The following is a 19,674-nucleotide window of genomic DNA, read 5'->3' as shown; positions in this document are numbered from 1 at the left end:
TACGGGCGGCATCTCTCGTACGGCAAGACCCTGCCTCCTTGCCGCGCTCGCTACCCGGAGTGGAGAGATGCTGCTGTTGCTTTGAGGGAAGCGCGTTTGCGCCCTGCCCGACGGCGTGCCCATGGCGGGCACGCCTCTTTTTGCTTTTGTTTACAATTTCGCCCGACGCGCCAGGCCGGTTCGACCCGCCTGGCGCGTTCGTTTTGGCTCAGCGCGCGGCGTTCACGTCGGCGACCAGCAGCGCCGCCATATTGACAATGCGGCGAACGGTCGCCGATTCGGTCAGCACGTGCACCGGCTGCGCGGCACCCAGCAGGATCGGCCCGATCGCGATGTTGTTGCCCGCGGCCGTCTTCAGCAGGTTGTACGCGATGTTCGCGGCGTCGATGTTCGGCAGGATCAGCAGATTCGCGTCGCCTTCCAGCGTCGACTCCGGCAGGATTTCCTTGCGCAGCGCCGCGTCGAGCGCGACATCACCGTGCATCTCGCCGTCAACCTTCAGCTCCGGCGCACGTTCCTGCAGGATCGCGAGCGTATCGCGCATCTTCTTCGCCGAAGGTGCGTTGCTCGTGCCGAAATTCGAGTGCGACAGCAGCGCGACCTTCGGCTCGATGCCGAAGCGGCGTACTTCTTCCGCCGCCATGATCGTGATCTCGGCCAGCTCTTCCGGGGTCGGATCGACGTTCACGTGCGTGTCGACGAGGAAAATCTGGCGGCCCGGCAGAACGAGGCCGTTCATCGCCGCGTACACGCTGCAACCCGGGCGCTTGCCGATCACCTGGTCGATGAAGTGCAGATGGCGGTGCGTGGTGCTGATCGTGCCGCAGATCATCCCGTCCGCTTCGCCCTTCTTCACCAGCATCGAGCCGATCAGCGTCGTGCGGCGGCGCATCTCGACGCGCGCGAGCTGCTCGCTGATGCCCTTGCGCGCCATCATCTTGTAGTACGTCTGCCAGAAGTCGCGGTAGCGCGCGTCGTGCTCGGTGTTGACGACCGTGAAATCGACGCCCGGATTCAGCCGCAGGCCGTAGCGCTGGATACGGTGCTCGATCACGCCCGGACGGCCGATCAGGATCGGCGTCGCGAGTTTTTCGTCGACGATGATCTGAACGGCGCGCAACACGCGCTCTTCCTCGCCTTCCGCGAATACCACGCGCTTCTTCTCTTCCGGCGCTGCGCGCGCGATCTGGAAGATCGGCTTCATCGTCGTGCCGCTGTGGTACACGAACTGCTGCAGGTGGACGCAGTACGCCTCCATGTCCTCGATCGGGCGCGTCGCGACGCCGCCGTCCATCGCGGCCTGCGCGACGGCCGGTGCGATCTTCACGATCAGGCGCGGATCGAACGGCTTCGGAATCAGGTATTCGGGCCCGAACGACAGGTCCTGGATGCCGTACGCGGTCGCGACGATGTCGCTCTGCTCGTGCTGCGCGAGCTCGGCGATCGCATTGACGGCCGCGATCTCCATTTCACGCGTGATCGTCGTCGCGCCGACGTCGAGCGCACCGCGGAAGATGAACGGGAAGCACAGGACGTTGTTGACCTGGTTCGGGTAGTCGGTGCGGCCGGTAGCCAGCACCGCGTCCGGGCGCACTTCGAGCGCGAGTTCCGGCAGGATTTCCGGCGTCGGGTTCGCGAGCGCGAGAATCAGCGGGCGCTCGGCCATGCCCTTCACCATCTCCTGCTTCAGCACGCCGGCGGCCGACAGGCCGAGGAAGATGTCCGCGCCGTCGATCACTTCGGCCAGCGTGCGGGCGTCCGTTTCGCGGGCGAAACGCTCCTTGTCCGGGTCCATCAGTTCGGTGCGGCCCTTGTAGACCACGCCGGCAAGGTCGGTCACCGTGATGTTCTCGAGCGGCAGGCCGATGTCGACCAGCAGGTCGAGACACGCGAGCGCGGCCGCGCCTGCGCCGGACGCGACGAGCTTGACCTTCTTGATGTCCTTGTTGACGACCTTCAGCCCGTTCGTGACGGCCGCGGCCACCACGATCGCGGTGCCGTGCTGGTCGTCGTGGAACACCGGGATCTTCATCCGCTTGCGCGCTTCGCGTTCGACGATGAAGCAGTCCGGCGCCTTGATGTCTTCCAGGTTGATCCCGCCGAAGGTCGGCTCCAGCGCGGCGATCACGTCGACGAGCTTGTGCGGGTCCGACTCGTTCAGCTCGATGTCGAACACGTCGATGCCCGCGAACTTCTTGAACAGCACGGCCTTGCCTTCCATCACCGGCTTCGACGCGAGCGGGCCGATGTTGCCGAGACCGAGCACCGCCGTACCGTTCGTGACGACGCCGACCAGGTTGCTGCGCGCGGTGAAGCGCGCCGCATTGAGCGGATTCTCGACGATCTCCTCGCACGCGTACGCCACACCCGGCGAGTACGCGAGCGCGAGGTCGCGCTGGTTGATCATCTGCTTGGTCGGGGCGATCGCGATTTTCCCGGGGGTCGGGAATTCGTGATAGTCGAGCGCGGCTTCGCGGAGCTTGGCTTTGGAGGAGGCTTGGGTGGACATGTGTCTCTTGACGGGCGGATTAGAATAACTCTTCGACGGCATTGTAGCGCCAATCATCGGCCGCAAGACCGGCGATTCGGGTACAACAGCCGCGACAAAAATGCGCCGAACGGTGCGGGAACGCCGCCGTTCGCCTCGTACAATGCCGTTCCTCAATCGTTTCGGATCCATCCGCCGTGCCAGCCGCCCTCTCCGAGTTTTCGCTGATCGAACGCTTCTTCACGCGCCGCGCCGCGCAGGGCGCACGCGCGTCGACGCTCGGCATCGGCGACGATTGCGCGTTGATCACGCCCCGATCCGGGAAATTGCTGGCCATTTCGACCGACATGCTGGTGGAAGGCCGCCACTTCTTCCCCGACGTCGCGCCCGACGCGCTCGGCCACAAGACGCTCGCGGTCAACCTGTCCGACCTCGCGGCGATGGGCGCCGAGCCGCGCGCGTTCACGCTCGCGTGCGCGCTGCCGCGTGCCGACGCGGCGTGGCTGGAAGGATTCAGCAACGGGCTGTTCGCGCTCGCCGAGCGCTACGGTTGCGAGCTGATCGGCGGCGACACGACGAGCGGCCCGCTGAACCTGTGCGTGACCGTATTCGGCGAAGTCGCGCCCGACGCGGCGCTGCGCCGCGATGCCGCGCGCGACGGCGACGACGTCTGGGTGTCCGGCACGCTCGGCGATGCGCGCGCCGGCCTCGGCGTCGCGCGCGACGAATGGGCGGCCGGCGCAAACGAAGCAGCCGCGTTCCGGCGGGCGCTCGAGCGCCCCGAACCGCGCATTGCGCTCGGCCTGGCGCTCGCGGGCGTCGCGCACGCGGCGCTCGACATCTCGGACGGCCTCGCCGGCGACCTGCAGCACATCCTGGCCCGCTCGAACGTGCGCGCCGAAATCGATGCCGACGCGGTGCCACGCTCGGCCGCGCTCGCCACGCTGCCGCCCGACGTGCAGCGCCGCTGCACCCTGGCCGGCGGCGACGACTACGAACTGTGCTTCACCGCGCCGGCGGCGGCCCGCGCGGCGGTCGAAGCGGCCGGCGTGACGGCCGGCGTGCCGGTCACCCGAATCGGTACAATACGCGCGTTGTCCGCGCCGTCGGAGCAGCCCGCGATCGCGTGGCGCGATGCCGCCGGCGCGCCCCTCGCTCTCACGTTGCACGGCTTCGACCACTTCCATGCAGACTGACCCGACGCCCGCGCACGCCGCGGCCGAGCCCGGCGCCGCATCCGGCGGCAACGCGCCGCGGCGCGCGACCGCGCGCTTCATGCTGTCGCACCCGGCGCACCTCGTGTCGCTCGGCTTCGGCAGCGGGCTCGCGCCGATCATGCCCGGCACGTTCGGCTCGCTGTTCGGCTGGCTCACGTTCGTCGTGCTCAACCGCTACCTGACGGTGCCCGAATGGTGGGCGCTGATCGCGGTCGGCTTCGTGGCGGGCACGTGGCTCACCGGTTTCACCGCGAGGAAGATGGGCTCGGCCGATCCGGGCGCCGTCGTCTGGGACGAGATCGTCGCGATCTGGCTCGTGATGCTGTTCGTCACGCCCGCGACCTTCGTCGGCCAGCTGTGGGCGTTCGTCGCGTTCCGCTGCTTCGACATGCTCAAGCCGCCGCCGATCCGCTATTTCGAGCGCCGCCTGAAAGGCGGGCTCGGCATCATGGTCGACGACCTGGTCGCCGCGTTCATGACGCTGCTCGTGATCGCCCTGTGGCGCTCCGTCGTCGGCTGACCGATTTTCCGACTCCCGTTTCCCGACGCGCATGCCAACCGATTCCGTCGTCCACCAGCTTGCGATCCGCGCAGGCAACAAGTTGCGTGACGAGCACCTGACGCTCGCCACCGCCGAATCCTGCACCGGCGGCATGATCGCCGCGGCGATCACCGACATCTCCGGCAGCAGCCAGTGGTTCGAGCGCGGCTTCGTCACGTACTCGAACCAGGCCAAGATCGAGATGATCGGCGTACCGCACGACCTGATCGACAAACACGGCGCCGTCAGCGAGCCCGTCGCGCGCGCGATGGCCGAAGGCGCGCTGCGCAACAGCCGCGCGCAGGTCGCGCTGTCCGTCACCGGCATCGCCGGCCCGGCCGGCGGCAGCGAGAAGAAGCCGGTCGGCACCGTGTCGTTCGGCTGGAGCAACCGGCTGCATACCGACGTCGAGACGCTCGTGTTCAAGGGCGACCGCGAGCAGATCCGCACGCAGGCGGCCGCGCATGCGCTGCGCGGGCTGCTGAAGCTGCTCGACGAGCGCGAGGGCTGATCGAGCCGGGGGCGCGCAGCGCACCCCCGCTTGCCCGCTTACTGGATCGCGTCGGGCTTCACGACGATCCAGTTCTTGTCCGCCGTCACCGGCAGGCCGAGCGATTTCTGCTGCGCGGCCGATTCATCCGACCACGCGCGGATCTGCGCCATCTGCTTGTCCTTCTTGTTCACCCACACGCGCACGCCGCCGCGCGCGACGTCGGTCGCGTTCAGCAGCATGTAGCCGTCGGACGTCGGCGTGTCGCCCGCGACGAGCACCGGCTTCTTCCACTGGTCGATCCAGCCGACGATCGAGCCGAGCTTGCCTTCGTACCACGTCATCGGGTTCATCAGGAACGGCGTGATCACCAGACCGCGGTTCGCGGCCTCGTCGTACTTGTCGGCCTTGATCTGCAGCCGCGAGGTGGTCAGCGAGCCCGTCGCCGGGTTGCGCAGCAGCGTCGTCACGCCGATCACGTTCTGCGGCTTCACGTTGTAGCCGTACTTCGGGTCGGACAGCACGAGCCGCGCGAGCTCCTCGTGCGCGGCCGTCATCACGTAGACCTCGATTCCGTTCTCGCGGAGCGCGTTGTACAACTCCTGCATCCCGCGGAAGAAACGCGGCGGGTTCACCGTGCCGTCGACCACCTTGTCGCCCTGCCAGTAGCGGATCGGGATCGGCTTGCCGTCGGCGAGCATCGCGTCGACGTGGCGCTTCAGGTCGGCCAGCGACTGGCCGGCGAATGCCTGCGCGATCCACGGGTAGCAGACCAGGTCGTCAATCTCGCACAGCCGGTAGTAATAGCTCGTCAGCGATTCCTGGTAGTCGGCGGAATCCTTGAACGGGATCAGCTTCAGCGACGGGTCGAGCGTGTCGCGCGTCAGCACGCCGCGGTTCTCGAGGTACGGCAGCAGCGACTCCTCAAGGTCGTAGCGGTAGGTCGTGTTGTCGGCGTCGAACACCGCGTAGTCGCCACGGTTCGCGTGCGCGGCGATCATCGCGTTCAGCGCCTTCGCGCTGTCGGCCGGCCAGTGCGTCAGATCCGCCGCATGGGCGAAGCTCACGCACAGCGACGCGGCAAGCGCACTCAGAAGACATCGGGACAACTTGGGCATGGCGTCGCTCCTTTCTTGACATTTTCGTTACGGATCGATGACAAGCGGCAGCATCGCGCGATTGGCGCGCGGGGATGCGGTGCGCAAGCGACGGGAAGTTGTCCGCGTGCGCCAGTGCGGGCCGGGCGGCGGGAGGAGCGGGAAAGCGGCAGGGAAGCGACGGGCTCGCGCGTGGGAGCCCGCCGGAACCGGCTGCCCGGGCGGGCAGCCGATGCGGCCAATCAACGATGCGCGTTGATCGTGTCGCGGGTCTTCTGCGCGGCGAGCGCCGCGGCTTCGGCGAAATCCTCGCCCTTGCTCGCGTACAGGATCGCGCGCGACGAGTTGATCATCATGCCGGTGCCGTCGGCCGTGCGGCCCGCGTTGACAGTCGCCTGCACGTCGCCGCCCTGCGCGCCGATGCCCGGAATCAGCAGCGGCATGTCGCCGACGATCCCGCGCACGATCTCGATTTCCTTCGGGAACGTCGCGCCGACCACGAGGCCGAGCTGGCCGTTCCTCGCGTTCCACTTGTTCGCCGCGAGATCCGCGACGACCTGGTACAGCGGCCGGCCGTTCGTGTCGAGGAACTGCAGGTCGGAACCGCCCGGGTTCGACGTGCGGCACAGCACGATCACGCCCTTGCCTTCGTGCTCGAAGTACGGCTCGACCGAGTCGTAGCCCATGTACGGATTCACCGTGACGGCGTCCGCGCGGTAGCGCTCGAACGCTTCGCGCGCGTACTGCTCGGCGGTGCTGCCGATGTCGCCGCGCTTCGCGTCGAGGATCACGGGCAGGCCCGGATGCTGGAGGTGGATGTGCGCGATCAGCCGCTCGAGCTGGTCTTCCGCGCGATGCGCGGCGAAGTAGGCGATCTGCGGCTTGAACGCGCTCGCGTATTGCGCGGTCGCGTCGACGATCTGCCGGCAGAATTCGAAGATCGCGTCGGGCTGGCCGTCGAACTGCACGGGGAAACGCGACGGCTCGGGATCGAGGCCGACGCACAGCAGCGAGTTCGTGCGCTGCCACGCGGCGCGCAGCGATTCGATGAAAGTAAGCGGGGAAGACATGGCGGGTACTCGCGGCAAACCGTTGGTAGACCGCGTATTTTACCCGCGTCGCCGGCGCGCCTCGCGTGTCGCGGCATTGCCGCGCGCATCGGCGCGCTCGACGGTGAACGCGAAACGCCGCGTGAGCCGCTCGCCGGGCGCGAGCAGCGTCATCCCGTGGGCGGCCGCGCCGCCCGGCAGGTTCACCGCATTGATCGGATGATCGACCGGCTCGAAGCAGAAGAAATCCTCGCCGGGCGGCGTATAGAGCACGTACGCGTCGGCGTCGGCCGCCACCGTCAGCGACAGCCCGCGGCGCGGCCAGCTCACCGTCGCGTGGCCGCCCCAGCCGGTAAACGCATGATTGACGAGCACGGCCGGCAGCGGATACGCGACGCCGAACTGCCAGGCCGGCGGCACGCTCACGTGCCGCACCGGCAGGAAATCGGCGCCCGACAGCCACAGCCCGCCGGCGGCCGCGGCCAGCTCGGTCGCGGCATCGCGCACGAGGAACGGATGCACGCCGAGCCCGAACGGCAGCCGCGTGCGCCCCGCGTTCTCGATCGTCAGCGCGATCGACAGCGTTGCGTCGTCGAGCTCGAACGACTGGATCGCGCGGAACGCATACGGCGCGCCGGCGGTGCGATCGAGCGACAGTTGCAGCGACGTGCCGGTCGCATCGTCCACCTGCCACGGCGCGAGCCAGCCGTCGCCGTGGATCGGCATCGGCTCGTCGCGGCGGTTGCGCGGCACCGCGACGCTGCGCCCGTCGCACTCGAACCGCCCGTCGCCGATCCGGTTCGAGTAAGGCAGCAACGGATAGCACGCGAGTTCGTTCGGGTCCGTCGCCATCTCCGGATGCTCGCAGCGGCGGAACACCGGCATCAGCGCGCCGTTGTCGCCGCGCCAGTCGAAGCGCGCGATGCCGCCGCCGAGATGCGGCAGCACGTCGAGCCGCAGCGACGCGTTCGACAGCGTGACGGCCGCCGCATGCGCGGCGCCGACGCCCTGCGCGAAGGCAGCCGTCTGCGGGCCGGGGCTGACCGGCTGCGCGGCGGCGGCCAGGCGCGCGCGGCGCGACTGGCTGGTGGACGACGATGCGTGCGAGGACGTGGCGGTCATGGTGAACTCCTTTCCTTCGTCGAAGAAACGATGCAGGTCGTGCGAACGGTCAGGCCCAGCCGCCGTCGACGATCACGTCCTGCGCGGTGATCATCCGGCTGTCGTCGGCTGCCAGGAACAGCGCCATCCGCGCGAGATCGGCCGGCAGCAGTTCGGCATCGAGGCACTGGCCGGCCTTGATCGCCGCGCGGCCCGCGTCGTCGAGCCACAACCGGCGCTGCTTGTCGGTCATCACCCAGCCGGGCACCAGCGAATTCACGCGAATGCCGAACGGGCCGAGGTCGCGCGCGAGACCGCGCGTCAGCCCCTGCACGGCCGCCTTCGCCATCACGTAGACGGGATAGCCGCCGTTCTTCAGCATCCAGCTGATCGAGCCGAGGTTGATGATCGCGCCGCCGCCTTGCTGCTTCATGTCGTCGATTACCGCCTGCGCGGCGAAGAACTGGTGCCGCACGTTCACCGCGATGCCCGCGTCGAACGATTCGGGCGTCACGTCGCCGATCGCGTGGCGCGCGTCGTTCGCCGCATTGTTCACGAGCACCGCGATCGCACCGATGCGCGCGCGGATCGCGTCGATCGCATGGCGCAGCGCGCCGATGTCGGTCAGGTCGCACGGCAGGAACAGCGGCGCATGACGGACGTGCGCAAGGCTTTCCGCCAGTGCGGTACCGGCCGCCGCGTCGAGGTCGACGAACGCGACGCGCGCGCCCTGTTCGGCGAAGTGCTCGACGAACGCCGCGCCGATGCCGGTCGCGCCGCCCGTGATCAGCACCACGCGATCCTCGAGGCTCGGATACCGTGCATAGCGTGCGTGGCTCGCGGTGTGCGGGTCGCGCGCGGAAGTGTCGATGGTCATGCGGTTCGTCTCCGTAAGAGCAGATCGGTCAGTCGCGAACGCCGCGGTTCTTCAGCTGATCGAGCAGCACGGCAGCAAGCAGGATCGCGCCGCGCACGAGGTACTGGTAGAACGCGTCGATGTTCAGCAGGTTCATCACGTTCTCGACGGTGCCCATGATCAGCACCCCGATCACGACGCCCGAGATCGTCGCGCGGCCGCCCATCAGCGACACGCCGCCGAGCACGCACGCGGAGATCACGTTCAGCTCGAAGCCCTGCGCGGCGTTCGGCTGGCCCGACGTGATGCGTGATGCGAGGATCACGCCGGCGAGCGCCGTCACCGCGCCCTGGATCAGGAAGATGTACACGCGCGTGCGTTCGACGTTGATCCCCGCGAGCCGCGAGGCTTCCGGGTTCCCGCCGATCGCGAGCGTGTTGCGGCCATATACCGTCTGGTTCAGCAGCACGCCGAACGAGATGAAGCACAGCAGCGTGACCCAGATCGGCAGCGACACGCCGAACAGGGACAGCCCGCCGAGCGCGATGAACGTATCCGACGACACGCCGACCGCCTGCCCCTTCGATACGATGAAGCCGAGCCCGCGCACGATCTCCATCGTCGCGAGCGTCGTGATCAGCGCGTTGATACGCAGGTACGCGATCACCGCGCCGTTCACGAAGCCGATCGCGGCACCGGCCGCGACCGCCGCGACGATCGCGACGAACGTGTTGTCGGTCGCGTTCAGCACCATCGCGCACAGCACGCCCGAGAACGCGACGGTCGAGCCGATCGACAGGTCGAAGTCGCGCGACGCGAGACAGAACATCATCGTGCACGCGACCATGCCGATCTGCGAGATCGACAGTGCGAGGCCGAGCATGTTGTCGATCGAGAAGAAGTGATCGACGGTGAGCGACATCGTGATGAACATCACCGCGAAGATCGCGATCAGGCTGTATTCGGTCAGATGCTGCCACCACTTCTGGCGGTCGCTCTGCTGCGGCACCGGCGCGTCGGCCGATCGCTTCACGGCGGCGCTGCCAAGGTTTTCGTTGACTTGCATGGTTGTGTCTCCTGCTCCTGCATTGCACGGCCCGCGCCGCGCGTGTCCGATTCGATTGTCGTGTCCTGCGTCAAGCCGCCTCGACGGCGCTCGTCTGCGGCAGCGCGAGGCTCAGCACCGCGTGTTCGTTCGCCTGTTCGCGCGGCAGCTCGCCCGCGATCCGGCCTTCGCGCATCACGACGATGCGGTCGGATACGCCGAGCACTTCCGGCAGCTCCGACGACACCATCACGATCGCGCAGCCGCGTTCCGCGAGCCGGTAGATCACGTCGTAGATCTCGTGCTTCGCGCCGACGTCGATCCCGCGCGTCGGCTCGTCGAGGATCACGACCTTCAGGTCGGGCTCCGCGAGCCAGCGCGACAGGATCGCCTTCTGCTGGTTGCCGCCCGACAGGAAGCGGATCTTCTGCCGCCGGTTCGGCGTCTTGATCTTGAGCCGCTGGATGAAACGGTCGGCCGTTTCGCTTTCCGCCTTGCGGTTGATGAAGAGCCCCGCGCGCAGCGAATGGCGGCGGCAGCTGATGTTGATGTTCTCCGCGACCGACGCGATCGCGATGATCCCCTCTTCCTTGCGGTCCTCGGGGCACAGCACGATGCCGTGGCGGATCGCGTCGCCGGTGCGCTTCACGTCGATGCGCGCGCCGTCGAGCGTCAGCACGCCCGCGCGCCGGTGATCCGCGCCGTACACGAGCCGCATCAGCTCGCTGCGGCCCGCGCCGACGAGCCCGAAGAAGCCGACGATCTCGCCCGCGCGCACCGAGAAGCTCGCGGGTTCGCGCAATGCCGGGCCGTCGACGCCTTCGGCCGCGAAGCGCACGTCGCCGAGCGCACGCGGCGCGTAATGGTAGATATCCGAAATCTCGCGCCCGACCATCTCGGCGACGAGCCGTTCGCGCGGCACGTCGGCCAGCGATTCGTGCGACGCGATCTTGCGCCCGTCGCGGAAGATCGTGCACGCATCGCACAGCCGGTAGATCTCGTCCATCCGGTGCGAGATGTAGATCAGCGCGCGGCCCTGTGCGCGCAGGTCGTCGACGAGCTTGAACAGCACCTCGGTCTCGCGATGCGACAGCGAGCTGGTCGGTTCGTCGAGCGCGATCACGCGCGCATTGCGCATCAGCGCCTTGCAGATCTCGACCATCTGCCGCTGCGCGATCGACAGCCGCCCGAGCTTCGCGTCGGGATCGAGATCGACACCCATCGCGGCGAGCCGCTCGCGCACGTGGCGCTTCGCCTCGCGCTTTTTCACCCAGCCGAACGCATTCGGCAGGCGGCCGAGCAGCAGGTTTTCCGCGACCGTCAGGTCGGGCACGTACTGCAGCTCCTGGTGAATCACCGCGATGCCGGCCGCGATCGACGCGGCCGCACTCGCGAACTGCACGGGCTGGCCATCGACCAGCACGCTGCCCGCATCGGGCTGGTATTCGCCGCCGAGAATCTTCAGCAGCGTCGACTTGCCCGCGCCGTTCTCGCCCATCAGGCCATGCACCTCGCCCGCATGCACGTCGAACGAAATGCCGTCGAGTGCGCGCACGCCAGGAAAGACCTTGCCGATATTGTCAAAACGCAGTGCCGCTGACACGTCGTCTCCCCACTTCCGGATCGATCGACCGCCGGCCGCCGCATCGCCGCGGCAGCCGGCGGGCCGCTTACTTCGACGCGAGCCCCATCTCCTCGCGCACCTTCGACACGTTGTCGCGCGTCGCGAGCATGCCGGTCGTCAGCGTCAGCGCCGGCGGTGCCTTGCCCTGCGTGATCCACGCGTACATCAGGTCCGAGGTTTCCTCGCCGTGGCGCTTCGGGCTGATGATCACGGTGCCGTAGAAGCCCGTCGGCTGCGGCTTCTTGAACTCGTTCAGCGCCGAATCGGAACCGCCGATGCCGATGCCGATCATGTTGTCCGCCTTGAAGCCGCGCCCTTCGGCCGCGCGCACCGCGCCGAGCACGGCTTCGTCGTTCAGGCCGTACGCCACCCAGTGCTTGAACTGCGGATTCTTCGTGAGCGCGATGTTCGCCGCGTTGAATGCGTTCTCGGTGTCGGTCTTCGCCTGCGGCGCCGCGATCACGTTCGCCTTCGGGAAGCCGGCGGCCACCAGCGCGTCGGTCGCGCCGCTCGTGCGGTCGTGCGCGGTCGGCAGTTGCTCGTAGGTGATGTCGATCGCACCGACGTCCTTCATGTCCCAGCCGCGCTTCTTGATTTCGGCCGCGATGCCGTCGCCGACCTGCTTGCCGATGTTGTACGCGGAGATCCCCATGTGCGGGACCGACTCGATCGGCTTGCCCGCGCCGTCGACGAGGCGGTCGTCGACCGTCATCATCTTCAGGTTGTGCGACTTCGCCTTCGCGACGATGCCCGGCCCGAGCTTCACGTCGGGCGTGCAGATGATGAAGCCCTGCGCCTTCTGCGCGGACAGGTTGTCGATCGCGCTCATCACCTTTTCACCGGACGGCGCGCCGATCTTCACGAGCGTGAAGCCCTTGTCCTTCGCCGCCATCTCGGCGAACTTCCACTCGTCCTGGAACCACGGCTCTTCCGGCTGCTTGACGAGGAAGCCGATCTTGACCGGATCGGCCGCGTGCACGACCGGGCTCCCGATCACCACCGCGGCCGCGGCGGCCAGCGTTACGAACGTTCTGCGTTTCATCTCCAGTGTCTCCTTGTCTTCATCGAACAGGATGCGGCCGCTTGTTGGTTTCGACGCAGCGTGCGCGCGGCCGTCGCACGTGCGGTCTTTCGAATCGTTGCGTCAGTCGTGGTACAGCGCCGCACGCCCGCCATCGACGGTGATGCACGCGGCATTGATGAACGGCGCCTCGTCGGACGCCAGGAACACGGCCGTCATCGCAACCTCCTCCGGCCGGCCGATCCGCTTCATCGGCTGCAGCGCGAGCGTCGCGGCGCGCGCGGCGGCCGGATCAGGCTGCGCGTCCCACCAGTCGCGCGTGAGCTGCGTCTCGATGTAGCCCGGCGCGATCGCGTTCACGCGCACGTTGCGCGGCGCGTATTCGATGCCGAGCGCACGTGTGAGCCCCAGCACGCCATGCTTCGCGACCGGGTACGGAAAGCAGCCCGGGATGATCCGGAACGCATGCGTCGACGCGATGTTCACGATGCTGCCGCGGCCGCGCTCGACCATCCCCTCCAGCGCCGCGCGGCAGCCGTGCCACACGCCGTCGAGGTCGACCGCGAAGCAGCGGCGCCAGTCGTCGTCGGTCATCGTCAGCGGATCGGCGAACACGTTGATGCCGGCGTTGTTCACGAGCACGTCGAGTGGGCCGAATGCCGCCTCGGTCTGCGCGAGCGCATCGCGCACCGCATCCTGCCGCGCGACGTCCGCCTGCAGCGGCAGCACGCGTGCGCCGGCGATCTCGTGCACGATCTCGGCGGCCGTGCGCTGCGCCTGCGGGAAATCGAGATCGACGAGCGCGACGGCCGCCCCCTCGCGAACGAACGCGCGGGCGATCGCGGCGCCGATGCCCCGGCCCGCGCCCGTCACCATCGCGACCTTGTCCGCGAGGCGGCCCATCATGCCGCTCCGCCGCGCGCGATGCGCAAGCCGGCCTGGAACGCGCGCGCGTTCGCCGCGGTCGCGTCGACCGACTGGCCGGGGCGGTACAGCGCCGAGCCGAGCCCGAAACCGCTCGCGCCGGCGTTGAGGAACGGCGCCATGTTGTCGGGCGAGATGCCGCCGACCGGAACCAGCGGCACCGCGCGGTCGATCACCGCGCGCCACGCCTTCACGACCGTCACGCCGAGCTGCTCGGCCGGGAACATCTTCAGCACGTCGGCGCCGTTCGCGAGCGCCGAAAACGCTTCGGTCGGCGTCGCGACGCCCGGTGCGCTCGCGAGGCCGCGCTCGCGTGCGCGGCGAATCACGGCCGCGTCGCTGTGCGGCATCACGATCAGCGCGCCGCCCGCATCCTGCACGCGGTCGACATACTCGGCGCGCAGCACGGTACCCGCGCCGACGATCGCATCGTCGGGCAGCGCGCGCCGCAGTGCCGCGATGCTGTCGAACGGATCGGGCGAGTTGAGCGGCACCTCGACGATCCGGAAGCCGGCTTCATAGAGCGCATGGCCGTGGTCGGCCGCTTCGGCAGGCGCGATCCCGCGCAGGATCGCGATCAGCGGGCACGCGTCGAACGCGCGCATCAGTGCGGCATGAGGCGTGTATGGCGCGGGCAACGTAAGGTCGGACGGCATGTCGGGATTCCTCTGCAATCGGTTCATTGGTCGGCCAGGACGGGTTCGCCGTCCGCGCGCACGAGCCCGGCGCGCGACGCGATCCGCCACAGACCGCGCTCGGTCGCATGCGCGACGACCCGCGCGTGCATGTGGCCGAATACGCGAAGCGCATCGATATAGCGCGCGCACAAACCGTCATCGCCGATCAGCAGCAGCGGCTGGTCCGCGAGCGCGATGCCGCGCTCCGCGAGCATCGCGTCGAGCGCGTTGAGCTCATGGCCGATCAGCAGCCCGGACAGGTAGTCGCCCTGCGCATCGGGCGCGAGCCGGTCGGTCAGGCCGAGCGTGCGTGTGCTGAAGATCGTCGCGAGCAGCCCCGTGCGCTGCGCGCCGCGCGCGACCGAGACGCCGCGCACGAACGCCGCGCGATCGGGCGACGCGCCGGCTCGCATCGTGCGGCCGAGGATCGTGTGGTCGCGCAGCGCCGCGAACAACTCGCCCGTCATGAAGGTCTGGAAGCGCTCGATCAACCCTTCCCTCACCCACGCCCATTTCGCGTGGGTGCCCGGCAAGCCGATCAGTAGCCCTGAACGATCGGTGCCAAGCATGGGATCGCTCGCGAGTGCACCGAATATCTGCGTTTCTTCACCGCGCATCACGTCGGGCAGTTCGCCCGTCGCGATCACGCCCGGCACGATCGAGATCGTCGTGCCGCGCGACGTCGTCACCGTGATGAGGCCCGCGGCGAGCGCATCGGCGCCGGCCGGCACCGCGACGTACGGCGCCTCGCGCCAGCCCTGCGCGCTGCCGACCATTCCGGCGGCGAGCACCGGCAGGCCCGGCGTGCGGTCGAGCCAGTCGCCGCACGCGTCCTCGAACACCGCGTCGAACGCGCGCGCGCCGCCGCCCGGCACGTGCATCACGCCCGCCGGGCGGCTGCGCGTGTCGATGAGCGCGCCGTGCGCGTCGTACAGGTAAGCGCGCAGCGACGTCGTGCCCCAGTCGAGCGCGATCAGCGACGGCGTGGCGGTGCTGGCATCCGGAACGGGCCGGGTCGAAGTCGTCATCGTTTGATCCTGCGGGTACCCTGCGGCGGGCTCCAGCCCAGCTCCGCGGAAATGGCTCGCGCCTCGCGCTGCACGAGCGGAATCAGTTCGTCCATCCGGTCGTGCGGCATGTACGGAATCGTGCTCGCAACCGACACGGCCGCGACGATCGCGCCCGATGCGTCGCGGATCGGCGCGGCCACGCAGCGGATCGACGCCTCGTTCTCCTCGAGATCGAACGTATAGCCGCCGGCCGCGTAATGCGCCATGCGCTGCAGGAACGCGCTCGTCTCGGGCCGGTTGTCCGGCTTGAAATTGACGCCGGCAAGCGCACGCCGGGCCGCCTCGAACAGCGAGCGCCACGTGTCGGGATCGGTGTCGAGCATCATCGCCTTGCCTATGCCGGTCGACGCGAGCGGCATCCGGTGGCCGACGCGCGAGCGCATCTCGAGGCCGCGCGTGCCGGGAATCTTGTCGATGTACAGCACGTCGTCGCCGTCGCGCACGCCGAGATGGATCGTGTCGAGCGTCGCTTCCGCGAGCGCTTCGAGGTGCGGGCGCGCGACCGCGGTGAGCGGCATCTGCTCGAGCGCGATCGTGCCGAGCTCGATCAGCTTCGGGCCGAGCAGGTAGCCGCCCTGCACCTGGCGCAGGTAGCGCGCCTGCACGAGGCTGCTCACGAGGCGATGCGTGGTGCTGCGCGTCGTGCCGAGCGCGGCGCCGATCGCGCGCATGTCGCGCGCGCCGTTCGCGATCGCCTCGAGGATCGCAAGACCGCGCAGCAGCGTCTGCGTGCCGGCCTGCTGCGCAGCGAGATCGAGCGGCGTGCTGGTCGCGCCGATGCTGTCGGTCAGCGACGCATCGTCCGGCGTCGCGCGCCGGGCGTCGAGGGCAAGTGTGTCGGGCATCTTGGTCATGGGGCGGGCTTCTTCAACGGAACCGGTGAAGCCGTTCGCACGATGCCGGAACTGCGTCCGGCGTCGCGACGAGGCGGCGGTCGATGCACCGAATAAAGCGCCCGGCGAACGTCATGGAAGGTGTCTCCGTGTGCGTCGGGCGCCGCGCGATGCATGGGTCCGAAGCTGTCGATGTGCTTCGGATTGTAGGAGCGCACGCACTCGCCTCCAATATTTGAATGCGTTGCCCAGATAATGAGAATTCGGTGCGAATCCGCCGTGTACGCGACGTAACGGCGGCTTCATGTGAACGGGGGCGGAACCCGCTGCGCAGCAGGTTCCGCCCCCGTTTGCTCACCGCGCGCCGCGCTTACTGCTGGCTCGTGCTGCGTGCCTGCATGTAGCGCTGGACGTCCGCGAACGACACACGGCCGCTGCCGCCCGAGTCGATCTGCCGGAAGTGGTTCGCGACATAGCCGAGGCCGGCCGCGCGCGCCTGCGATTCGGTGATCGAACCCGTGTTCTGCGCGTCGGCTGCGCTGAACTGCCGCGCGAGCTTGCGCACCACCTGCGCATGCAGCGCGGCGCCCGTCGTCTGCGTGCCGGCGGTCGGCTTGCGTGCGGCCGGCGGCACGTACGGGTCGCCGAGCTGCGCCTGGCGCGCACGCACCGGCGCGGCGGCGTCGCTCGCCTGTGCGAACGCGGATACGGATGCTGCGGCGCCGACGCATGCGAGCGCCGCGGCAACGACGATGAAACGGTTCTTCATATCAGGCTCCAGTCTGGAATGAGGTCGTCGACGGCAGGCGCGGCGCCACCGTGGGCGCGCGTCGCCTGCCTTGCGCATCGCATCAGTGCGCGGCCGCGTTGTAGAAGGTCACGAGGTCGGCTTTCTCCTGCGGACGCGACGTATCGTCGAGATAGACCATGTGTCCGCCCTGATAGTCCTTGATCGTCAGGTTCGGTTGCGTCCCGAGCCGCGCGAGGTCGAGCTCGGTCTGGTAGAACGGCGTCGCGATGTCGTGATACCCGTTCAGCGACAGCACCTTCAGTTGCGGATTCAGCGACAGCGCCGCGGCCAGATCGGGGATCGTGTCGGGCATCGCGAGGCCGTCGTGCGTCCAGTCCCACGTGTTGATCGCATTGCTGCTCAACGAGTAGGCCGACTGCGCGGTGTACTTCAGCTCGTTCGGCAGGTATTTGCCGATCGTGTCGGTGAACGGCTGCGTGATGTACGTGCTCGACGGGTCGCCGCCCGATGCCAGCGGGCTCGACACCGGCACGTTCACGCGCGCGTCGTAGCGGCCGATCAGCGTGCCCGGGATCAGCGACAGCTGGAAGCTGTTGTCGAAGAAGGTCGGGATCACGTTGAAGTTCGCATTCCACAACGACTGCTTCACGCCGGTCGAATTCGCCATCGTCGTGACGAGGGTCGGCGGCGGCGGCGTATGGCTCGCCAGGTACGCGTTCACGGCGGGCGCGTAGCTGCCGGCCGTCAACAGGCGCATCTGGTCCGCATACTGCGGCAGGCTCGACGGATTCGGATTGTCGAGCTGGTAGTACGCGCCGACGGTGCCGTACGACGGCACGAAGCCCGCGCAGCTCACCGGGCTCGAACCGTTGTTCGAGTTGCCGATGTAGTCGCTCGCCATGTCGCAGTTCGTGTTGTAGTTCAGGATCGACGACTGCAGCACGATGCCGTCGAGCTTCACGCCGGCCGTCTCGAGCAGGTTCGCGAGCACGTCGGTGCGCGGCGTGCCGTACGACTCGCCGAACAGGTATTTCGGCGAATCGTTGCGCTGGTTCACGCTCAGGTAGCGCATCACGAAATCGCGGAACGCGCCGCCGTCCTGGTCGACGCCCCAGAACGTCTGGTTCGTGTTCGGCGCGACCGCTTCGGAGAAGCCGGTGCCGATCGCATCGACGAACACGAGGTCGGTCGTGTCGAGCAGGCTTTCCTGGTTGTCGACGAACGGGAACGTCGACGTGTTCGCATTCGGGTCGCCCGTCTGGATCCGGCGCGGGCCGAACGAGCCGAGGTGCAGCCACACCGATGCGGAGCCGGGGCCGCCGTTGTACAGGAACGTGACGGGCCGCTTCGCCGCGGGCTGGTTGTCGGCCGTATAGGCGACATAGAAGAACGATGCCTCAGGCGCGCCGGTCTGCGGATTGCGCGCGACGAGGTGGCCGGCCGTGGCCGTGTAGTGGATCGTCTTGCCGTTCAGTGTGATCTGGTGATGCGTGACGGCGGCTTTTTCAACCGCGGCGGAGGCGTCGAGCGACGCATTCGCGCTCGACGAATAACTGTTCGGATCGTTGTACGCCCTGTCCACCTGACTGGCGGGATCGGCTGAGCTGTCGGCGCTGGCAGCAGCGGACGATGTCACGTCGTCGTTGCAGGCCGTCAGAATCAGCGAAGAAAACACCACTCCCAACAACAGCTTCGCTTTGCTCGCTGGCATCGTTTGCTTTCCTTCTCTCGGATGTTTTTTGTATCGAGCAGCCGGATAAGCCGCCCCCCGCCTCGATTGCGGCCGATAAGCCGAGGCGCTGGCCAATATACGCGAGCCCGTCAGCTTTGAAAAATTTTGAAATATTTGGCTCGCGGCCGGTGCAGCGCACACCTTTCAGGAATGCTTCGGTTCGTGAAACGTTGCATTTCACATACCTTTCGCCTGCTTTCCCGTTTAGTCTGAAATACTAAAAATCCCAGAATTTCGTGCCATATCGGCTAACAAAGTCGCGCGGCGCGCGGCATTGCTCGGCAAAACGAAATAGACGAATTCGTCTAAAGGATGTGGCCCGAAATGCGCGCGACACGAATGCGCTGCAGCGCACAAACGACGCACGAGCGGCGCACGGATGGCGAAACGGTCAATGCGACGGCGCGAGCGCGCCGTTCACTCCGATTGCGGCAGTTCGGCCGCACCCATCCGGCGGGCAATGACTGCCGCGCGCTGCGCCTGGTAGGCCGAGCCGCGATGCGCGTCGAACCAGCGCGGCTTCGGCAGCATCACCGCGAGACGCGCCGATTGCCACGCGCCGAGCCGGCTGGCGGGAATTCTGTAGTAATAGCGTGCGGCTGCCTCGGCGCCGTACACGCCGCGTCCCCACTCGACGGAATTCAGGTAGATCTCGAAGATCCGCTCCTTGTCGAGCACCGTTTCGAGCATCCACGTAATGATGAGCTCCTGCCCCTTGCGGATGTAGCTCTTCTCGCGCGACAGGAACAGGTTGCGCGCGAGCTGCTGCGTGATCGTCGAGCCGCCCGCGACGATCCGGCCGCGCGCCTTGTTCTTCTCCCACGCCTGCAGGATCGCGTCGACGTCGTAGCCGTTGTTGGTCGCGAAGGTCGAATCTTCCGACGCGATCAGCGCGCGCTTCAGGTTGCGCGAGATCTGGTCGTACGGCACCCATTGATGCTGAATCTGCGCGGGCGGCTTGTCGTGCGACAGCCACCACGCGTCGGTACGCATGAACGCGGTCGAGCCCGGGTTCACGAACGACCACAACGCGATCTGCACGAGATAGAACAGTTGCGTCGCGAACCACGCGCCCGCGAACACCGAGCCTGCATAGACGATCCAGCGGATCGGGCTCACCGTCCGCGTGGGCTGCGTGCCGCTCACCGCCACCACGTG

General features: G+C 67.9%; 18 protein-coding genes. 3 read left to right on the top strand and 15 right to left on the bottom strand.

Features of this window, described 5'->3' with window-relative positions; genetic code table 11:
* Nucleotides 1–208 precede the first annotated feature (208 nt).
* Nucleotides 209–2,551, bottom strand: coding sequence for an NADP-dependent malic enzyme (locus LGN17_RS04545; protein ID WP_319000806.1), 2,343 nt, complete (start codon nucleotides 2,549–2,551; stop codon nucleotides 209–211).
* Nucleotides 2,552–2,685: 134 nt separating this feature from the next.
* On the opposite strand from LGN17_RS04545, the gene thiL reads away from it, so the two are divergent.
* Genes thiL through LGN17_RS04530 form a run of 3 tightly spaced genes read left to right on the top strand, consistent with a single transcriptional unit; the run spans nucleotide 2,686 to nucleotide 4,757 of the window.
* Nucleotides 2,686–3,684, top strand: a complete 999-nt coding sequence (gene thiL, locus LGN17_RS04540) for a thiamine-phosphate kinase (protein WP_226195335.1) — start codon at nucleotides 2,686–2,688, stop codon at nucleotides 3,682–3,684.
* Nucleotides 3,674–4,225, top strand: coding sequence for a phosphatidylglycerophosphatase A (locus tag LGN17_RS04535; RefSeq protein ID WP_226195334.1), 552 nt, complete (start codon nucleotides 3,674–3,676; stop codon nucleotides 4,223–4,225). The genes thiL and LGN17_RS04535 overlap by 11 nt, the downstream gene beginning before the upstream one ends.
* A 31-nt stretch (nucleotides 4,226–4,256) precedes the next feature.
* Nucleotides 4,257–4,757, top strand: coding sequence for a CinA family protein (locus tag LGN17_RS04530; protein ID WP_175955645.1), 501 nt, complete (start codon nucleotides 4,257–4,259; stop codon nucleotides 4,755–4,757).
* Nucleotides 4,758–4,795: 38 nt separating this feature from the next.
* On the opposite strand, the gene LGN17_RS04525 is transcribed toward LGN17_RS04530, so the two are convergent.
* From LGN17_RS04525 to mtgA, 14 genes are all read right to left on the bottom strand, one after another.
* Entirely contained in the window at nucleotides 4,796–5,854 is a 1,059-nt protein-coding gene (locus LGN17_RS04525; RefSeq protein WP_226195333.1) for a haloacid dehalogenase-like hydrolase, read from the bottom strand.
* A 221-nt stretch (nucleotides 5,855–6,075) separates the two neighbouring features.
* Nucleotides 6,076–6,903 (bottom strand): orotidine-5'-phosphate decarboxylase, encoded by an 828-nt coding sequence (gene pyrF / locus LGN17_RS04520; protein WP_050013849.1) that lies wholly within the window; start codon nucleotides 6,901–6,903, stop codon nucleotides 6,076–6,078.
* Nucleotides 6,904–6,942: 39 nt separating this feature from the next.
* Nucleotides 6,943–8,004, bottom strand: a complete 1,062-nt coding sequence (locus LGN17_RS04515) for an aldose 1-epimerase (protein ID WP_226195332.1) — start codon at nucleotides 8,002–8,004, stop codon at nucleotides 6,943–6,945.
* Between the two features lie 49 nt (nucleotides 8,005–8,053).
* On the bottom strand, nucleotides 8,054–8,860 hold the full coding sequence (locus LGN17_RS04510) for an SDR family NAD(P)-dependent oxidoreductase (protein ID WP_226195331.1): 807 nt from the start codon (nucleotides 8,858–8,860) through the stop codon (nucleotides 8,054–8,056).
* A gap of 28 nt (nucleotides 8,861–8,888) precedes the next feature.
* Nucleotides 8,889–9,905, bottom strand: a complete 1,017-nt coding sequence (gene araH, locus LGN17_RS04505) for an L-arabinose ABC transporter permease AraH (protein WP_226195330.1) — start codon at nucleotides 9,903–9,905, stop codon at nucleotides 8,889–8,891.
* A gap of 70 nt (nucleotides 9,906–9,975) precedes the next feature.
* On the bottom strand, nucleotides 9,976–11,487 hold the full coding sequence (araG, locus tag LGN17_RS04500; protein ID WP_226195329.1) for an L-arabinose ABC transporter ATP-binding protein AraG: 1,512 nt from the start codon (nucleotides 11,485–11,487) through the stop codon (nucleotides 9,976–9,978).
* A gap of 67 nt (nucleotides 11,488–11,554) precedes the next feature.
* Nucleotides 11,555–12,550 carry an arabinose ABC transporter substrate-binding protein gene (locus tag LGN17_RS04495; protein ID WP_175971378.1) on the bottom strand — a complete coding sequence of 332 codons (996 nt, stop codon included), beginning with the start codon at nucleotides 12,548–12,550 and terminating at the stop codon, nucleotides 11,555–11,557.
* A 102-nt stretch (nucleotides 12,551–12,652) separates the two neighbouring features.
* Nucleotides 12,653–13,432 carry an SDR family oxidoreductase gene (locus tag LGN17_RS04490; RefSeq protein WP_226195715.1) on the bottom strand — a complete coding sequence of 260 codons (780 nt, stop codon included), beginning with the start codon at nucleotides 13,430–13,432 and terminating at the stop codon, nucleotides 12,653–12,655.
* Entirely contained in the window at nucleotides 13,432–14,109 is a 678-nt protein-coding gene (locus LGN17_RS04485; RefSeq protein WP_226195328.1) for a 2-dehydro-3-deoxy-6-phosphogalactonate aldolase, read from the bottom strand. The genes LGN17_RS04490 and LGN17_RS04485 overlap by 1 nt, the downstream gene beginning before the upstream one ends.
* Before the next feature lie 23 nt (nucleotides 14,110–14,132).
* Nucleotides 14,133–15,158, bottom strand: coding sequence for a 2-dehydro-3-deoxygalactonokinase (locus LGN17_RS04480; RefSeq protein ID WP_226195327.1), 1,026 nt, complete (start codon nucleotides 15,156–15,158; stop codon nucleotides 14,133–14,135).
* Nucleotides 15,155–16,054, bottom strand: coding sequence for an IclR family transcriptional regulator (locus LGN17_RS04475; protein ID WP_011350890.1), 900 nt, complete (start codon nucleotides 16,052–16,054; stop codon nucleotides 15,155–15,157). The genes LGN17_RS04480 and LGN17_RS04475 overlap by 4 nt, the downstream gene beginning before the upstream one ends.
* A 349-nt stretch (nucleotides 16,055–16,403) precedes the next feature.
* Complete coding sequence (locus LGN17_RS04470; RefSeq protein WP_226195326.1) at nucleotides 16,404–16,802, bottom strand: EF-hand domain-containing protein; 399 nt, start codon at nucleotides 16,800–16,802, stop codon at nucleotides 16,404–16,406.
* An 82-nt stretch (nucleotides 16,803–16,884) separates the two neighbouring features.
* Nucleotides 16,885–18,495: a S10 family peptidase gene (locus LGN17_RS04465; RefSeq protein ID WP_175955618.1), complete on the bottom strand. Its 1,611-nt coding sequence runs from the start codon at nucleotides 18,493–18,495 to the stop codon at nucleotides 16,885–16,887.
* A 438-nt stretch (nucleotides 18,496–18,933) separates the two neighbouring features.
* A complete protein-coding gene (gene mtgA / locus LGN17_RS04460) occupies nucleotides 18,934–19,671 on the bottom strand; it encodes a monofunctional biosynthetic peptidoglycan transglycosylase (RefSeq protein WP_226195325.1) in 738 nt (245 codons plus the stop codon).
* Between the last annotated feature and the right edge of the window lie 3 nt (nucleotides 19,672–19,674).

The organism is Burkholderia sp. AU30280, assembly GCF_020420125.1.
In the GTDB taxonomy this organism is placed as follows: domain Bacteria; phylum Pseudomonadota; class Gammaproteobacteria; order Burkholderiales; family Burkholderiaceae; genus Burkholderia.
The sequence above is the reverse complement of the archived record's forward strand: the minus strand, read 5'-3'. Positions and strand labels throughout refer to the sequence as shown.

What these genes read in the sequence shown, in the direction of transcription:
- LGN17_RS04545 (WP_319000806.1), bottom strand. Translation starts at nt 2,551, where the DNA reads ATGCCGTCGAAGAGTTATTCTAATCCGCCCGTCAAGAGACACATGTCC.
- LGN17_RS04535 (WP_226195334.1), top strand. Translation starts at nt 3,674, where the DNA reads ATGCAGACTGACCCGACGCCCGCGCACGCCGCGGCCGAGCCCGGCGCC.
- LGN17_RS04530 (WP_175955645.1), top strand. Translation starts at nt 4,257, where the DNA reads ATGCCAACCGATTCCGTCGTCCACCAGCTTGCGATCCGCGCAGGCAAC.
- LGN17_RS04525 (WP_226195333.1), bottom strand. Translation starts at nt 5,854, where the DNA reads ATGCCCAAGTTGTCCCGATGTCTTCTGAGTGCGCTTGCCGCGTCGCTG.
- pyrF (WP_050013849.1), bottom strand. Translation starts at nt 6,903, where the DNA reads ATGTCTTCCCCGCTTACTTTCATCGAATCGCTGCGCGCCGCGTGGCAG.
- LGN17_RS04515 (WP_226195332.1), bottom strand. Translation starts at nt 8,004, where the DNA reads ATGACCGCCACGTCCTCGCACGCATCGTCGTCCACCAGCCAGTCGCGC.
- LGN17_RS04510 (WP_226195331.1), bottom strand. Translation starts at nt 8,860, where the DNA reads ATGACCATCGACACTTCCGCGCGCGACCCGCACACCGCGAGCCACGCA.
- araH (WP_226195330.1), bottom strand. Translation starts at nt 9,905, where the DNA reads ATGCAAGTCAACGAAAACCTTGGCAGCGCCGCCGTGAAGCGATCGGCC.
- LGN17_RS04495 (WP_175971378.1), bottom strand. Translation starts at nt 12,550, where the DNA reads ATGAAACGCAGAACGTTCGTAACGCTGGCCGCCGCGGCCGCGGTGGTG.
- LGN17_RS04490 (WP_226195715.1), bottom strand. Translation starts at nt 13,432, where the DNA reads ATGGGCCGCCTCGCGGACAAGGTCGCGATGGTGACGGGCGCGGGCCGG.
- LGN17_RS04485 (WP_226195328.1), bottom strand. Translation starts at nt 14,109, where the DNA reads ATGCCGTCCGACCTTACGTTGCCCGCGCCATACACGCCTCATGCCGCA.
- LGN17_RS04480 (WP_226195327.1), bottom strand. Translation starts at nt 15,158, where the DNA reads ATGACGACTTCGACCCGGCCCGTTCCGGATGCCAGCACCGCCACGCCG.
- LGN17_RS04475 (WP_011350890.1), bottom strand. Translation starts at nt 16,054, where the DNA reads ATGACCAAGATGCCCGACACACTTGCCCTCGACGCCCGGCGCGCGACG.
- LGN17_RS04470 (WP_226195326.1), bottom strand. Translation starts at nt 16,802, where the DNA reads ATGAAGAACCGTTTCATCGTCGTTGCCGCGGCGCTCGCATGCGTCGGC.
- LGN17_RS04465 (WP_175955618.1), bottom strand. Translation starts at nt 18,495, where the DNA reads ATGCCAGCGAGCAAAGCGAAGCTGTTGTTGGGAGTGGTGTTTTCTTCG.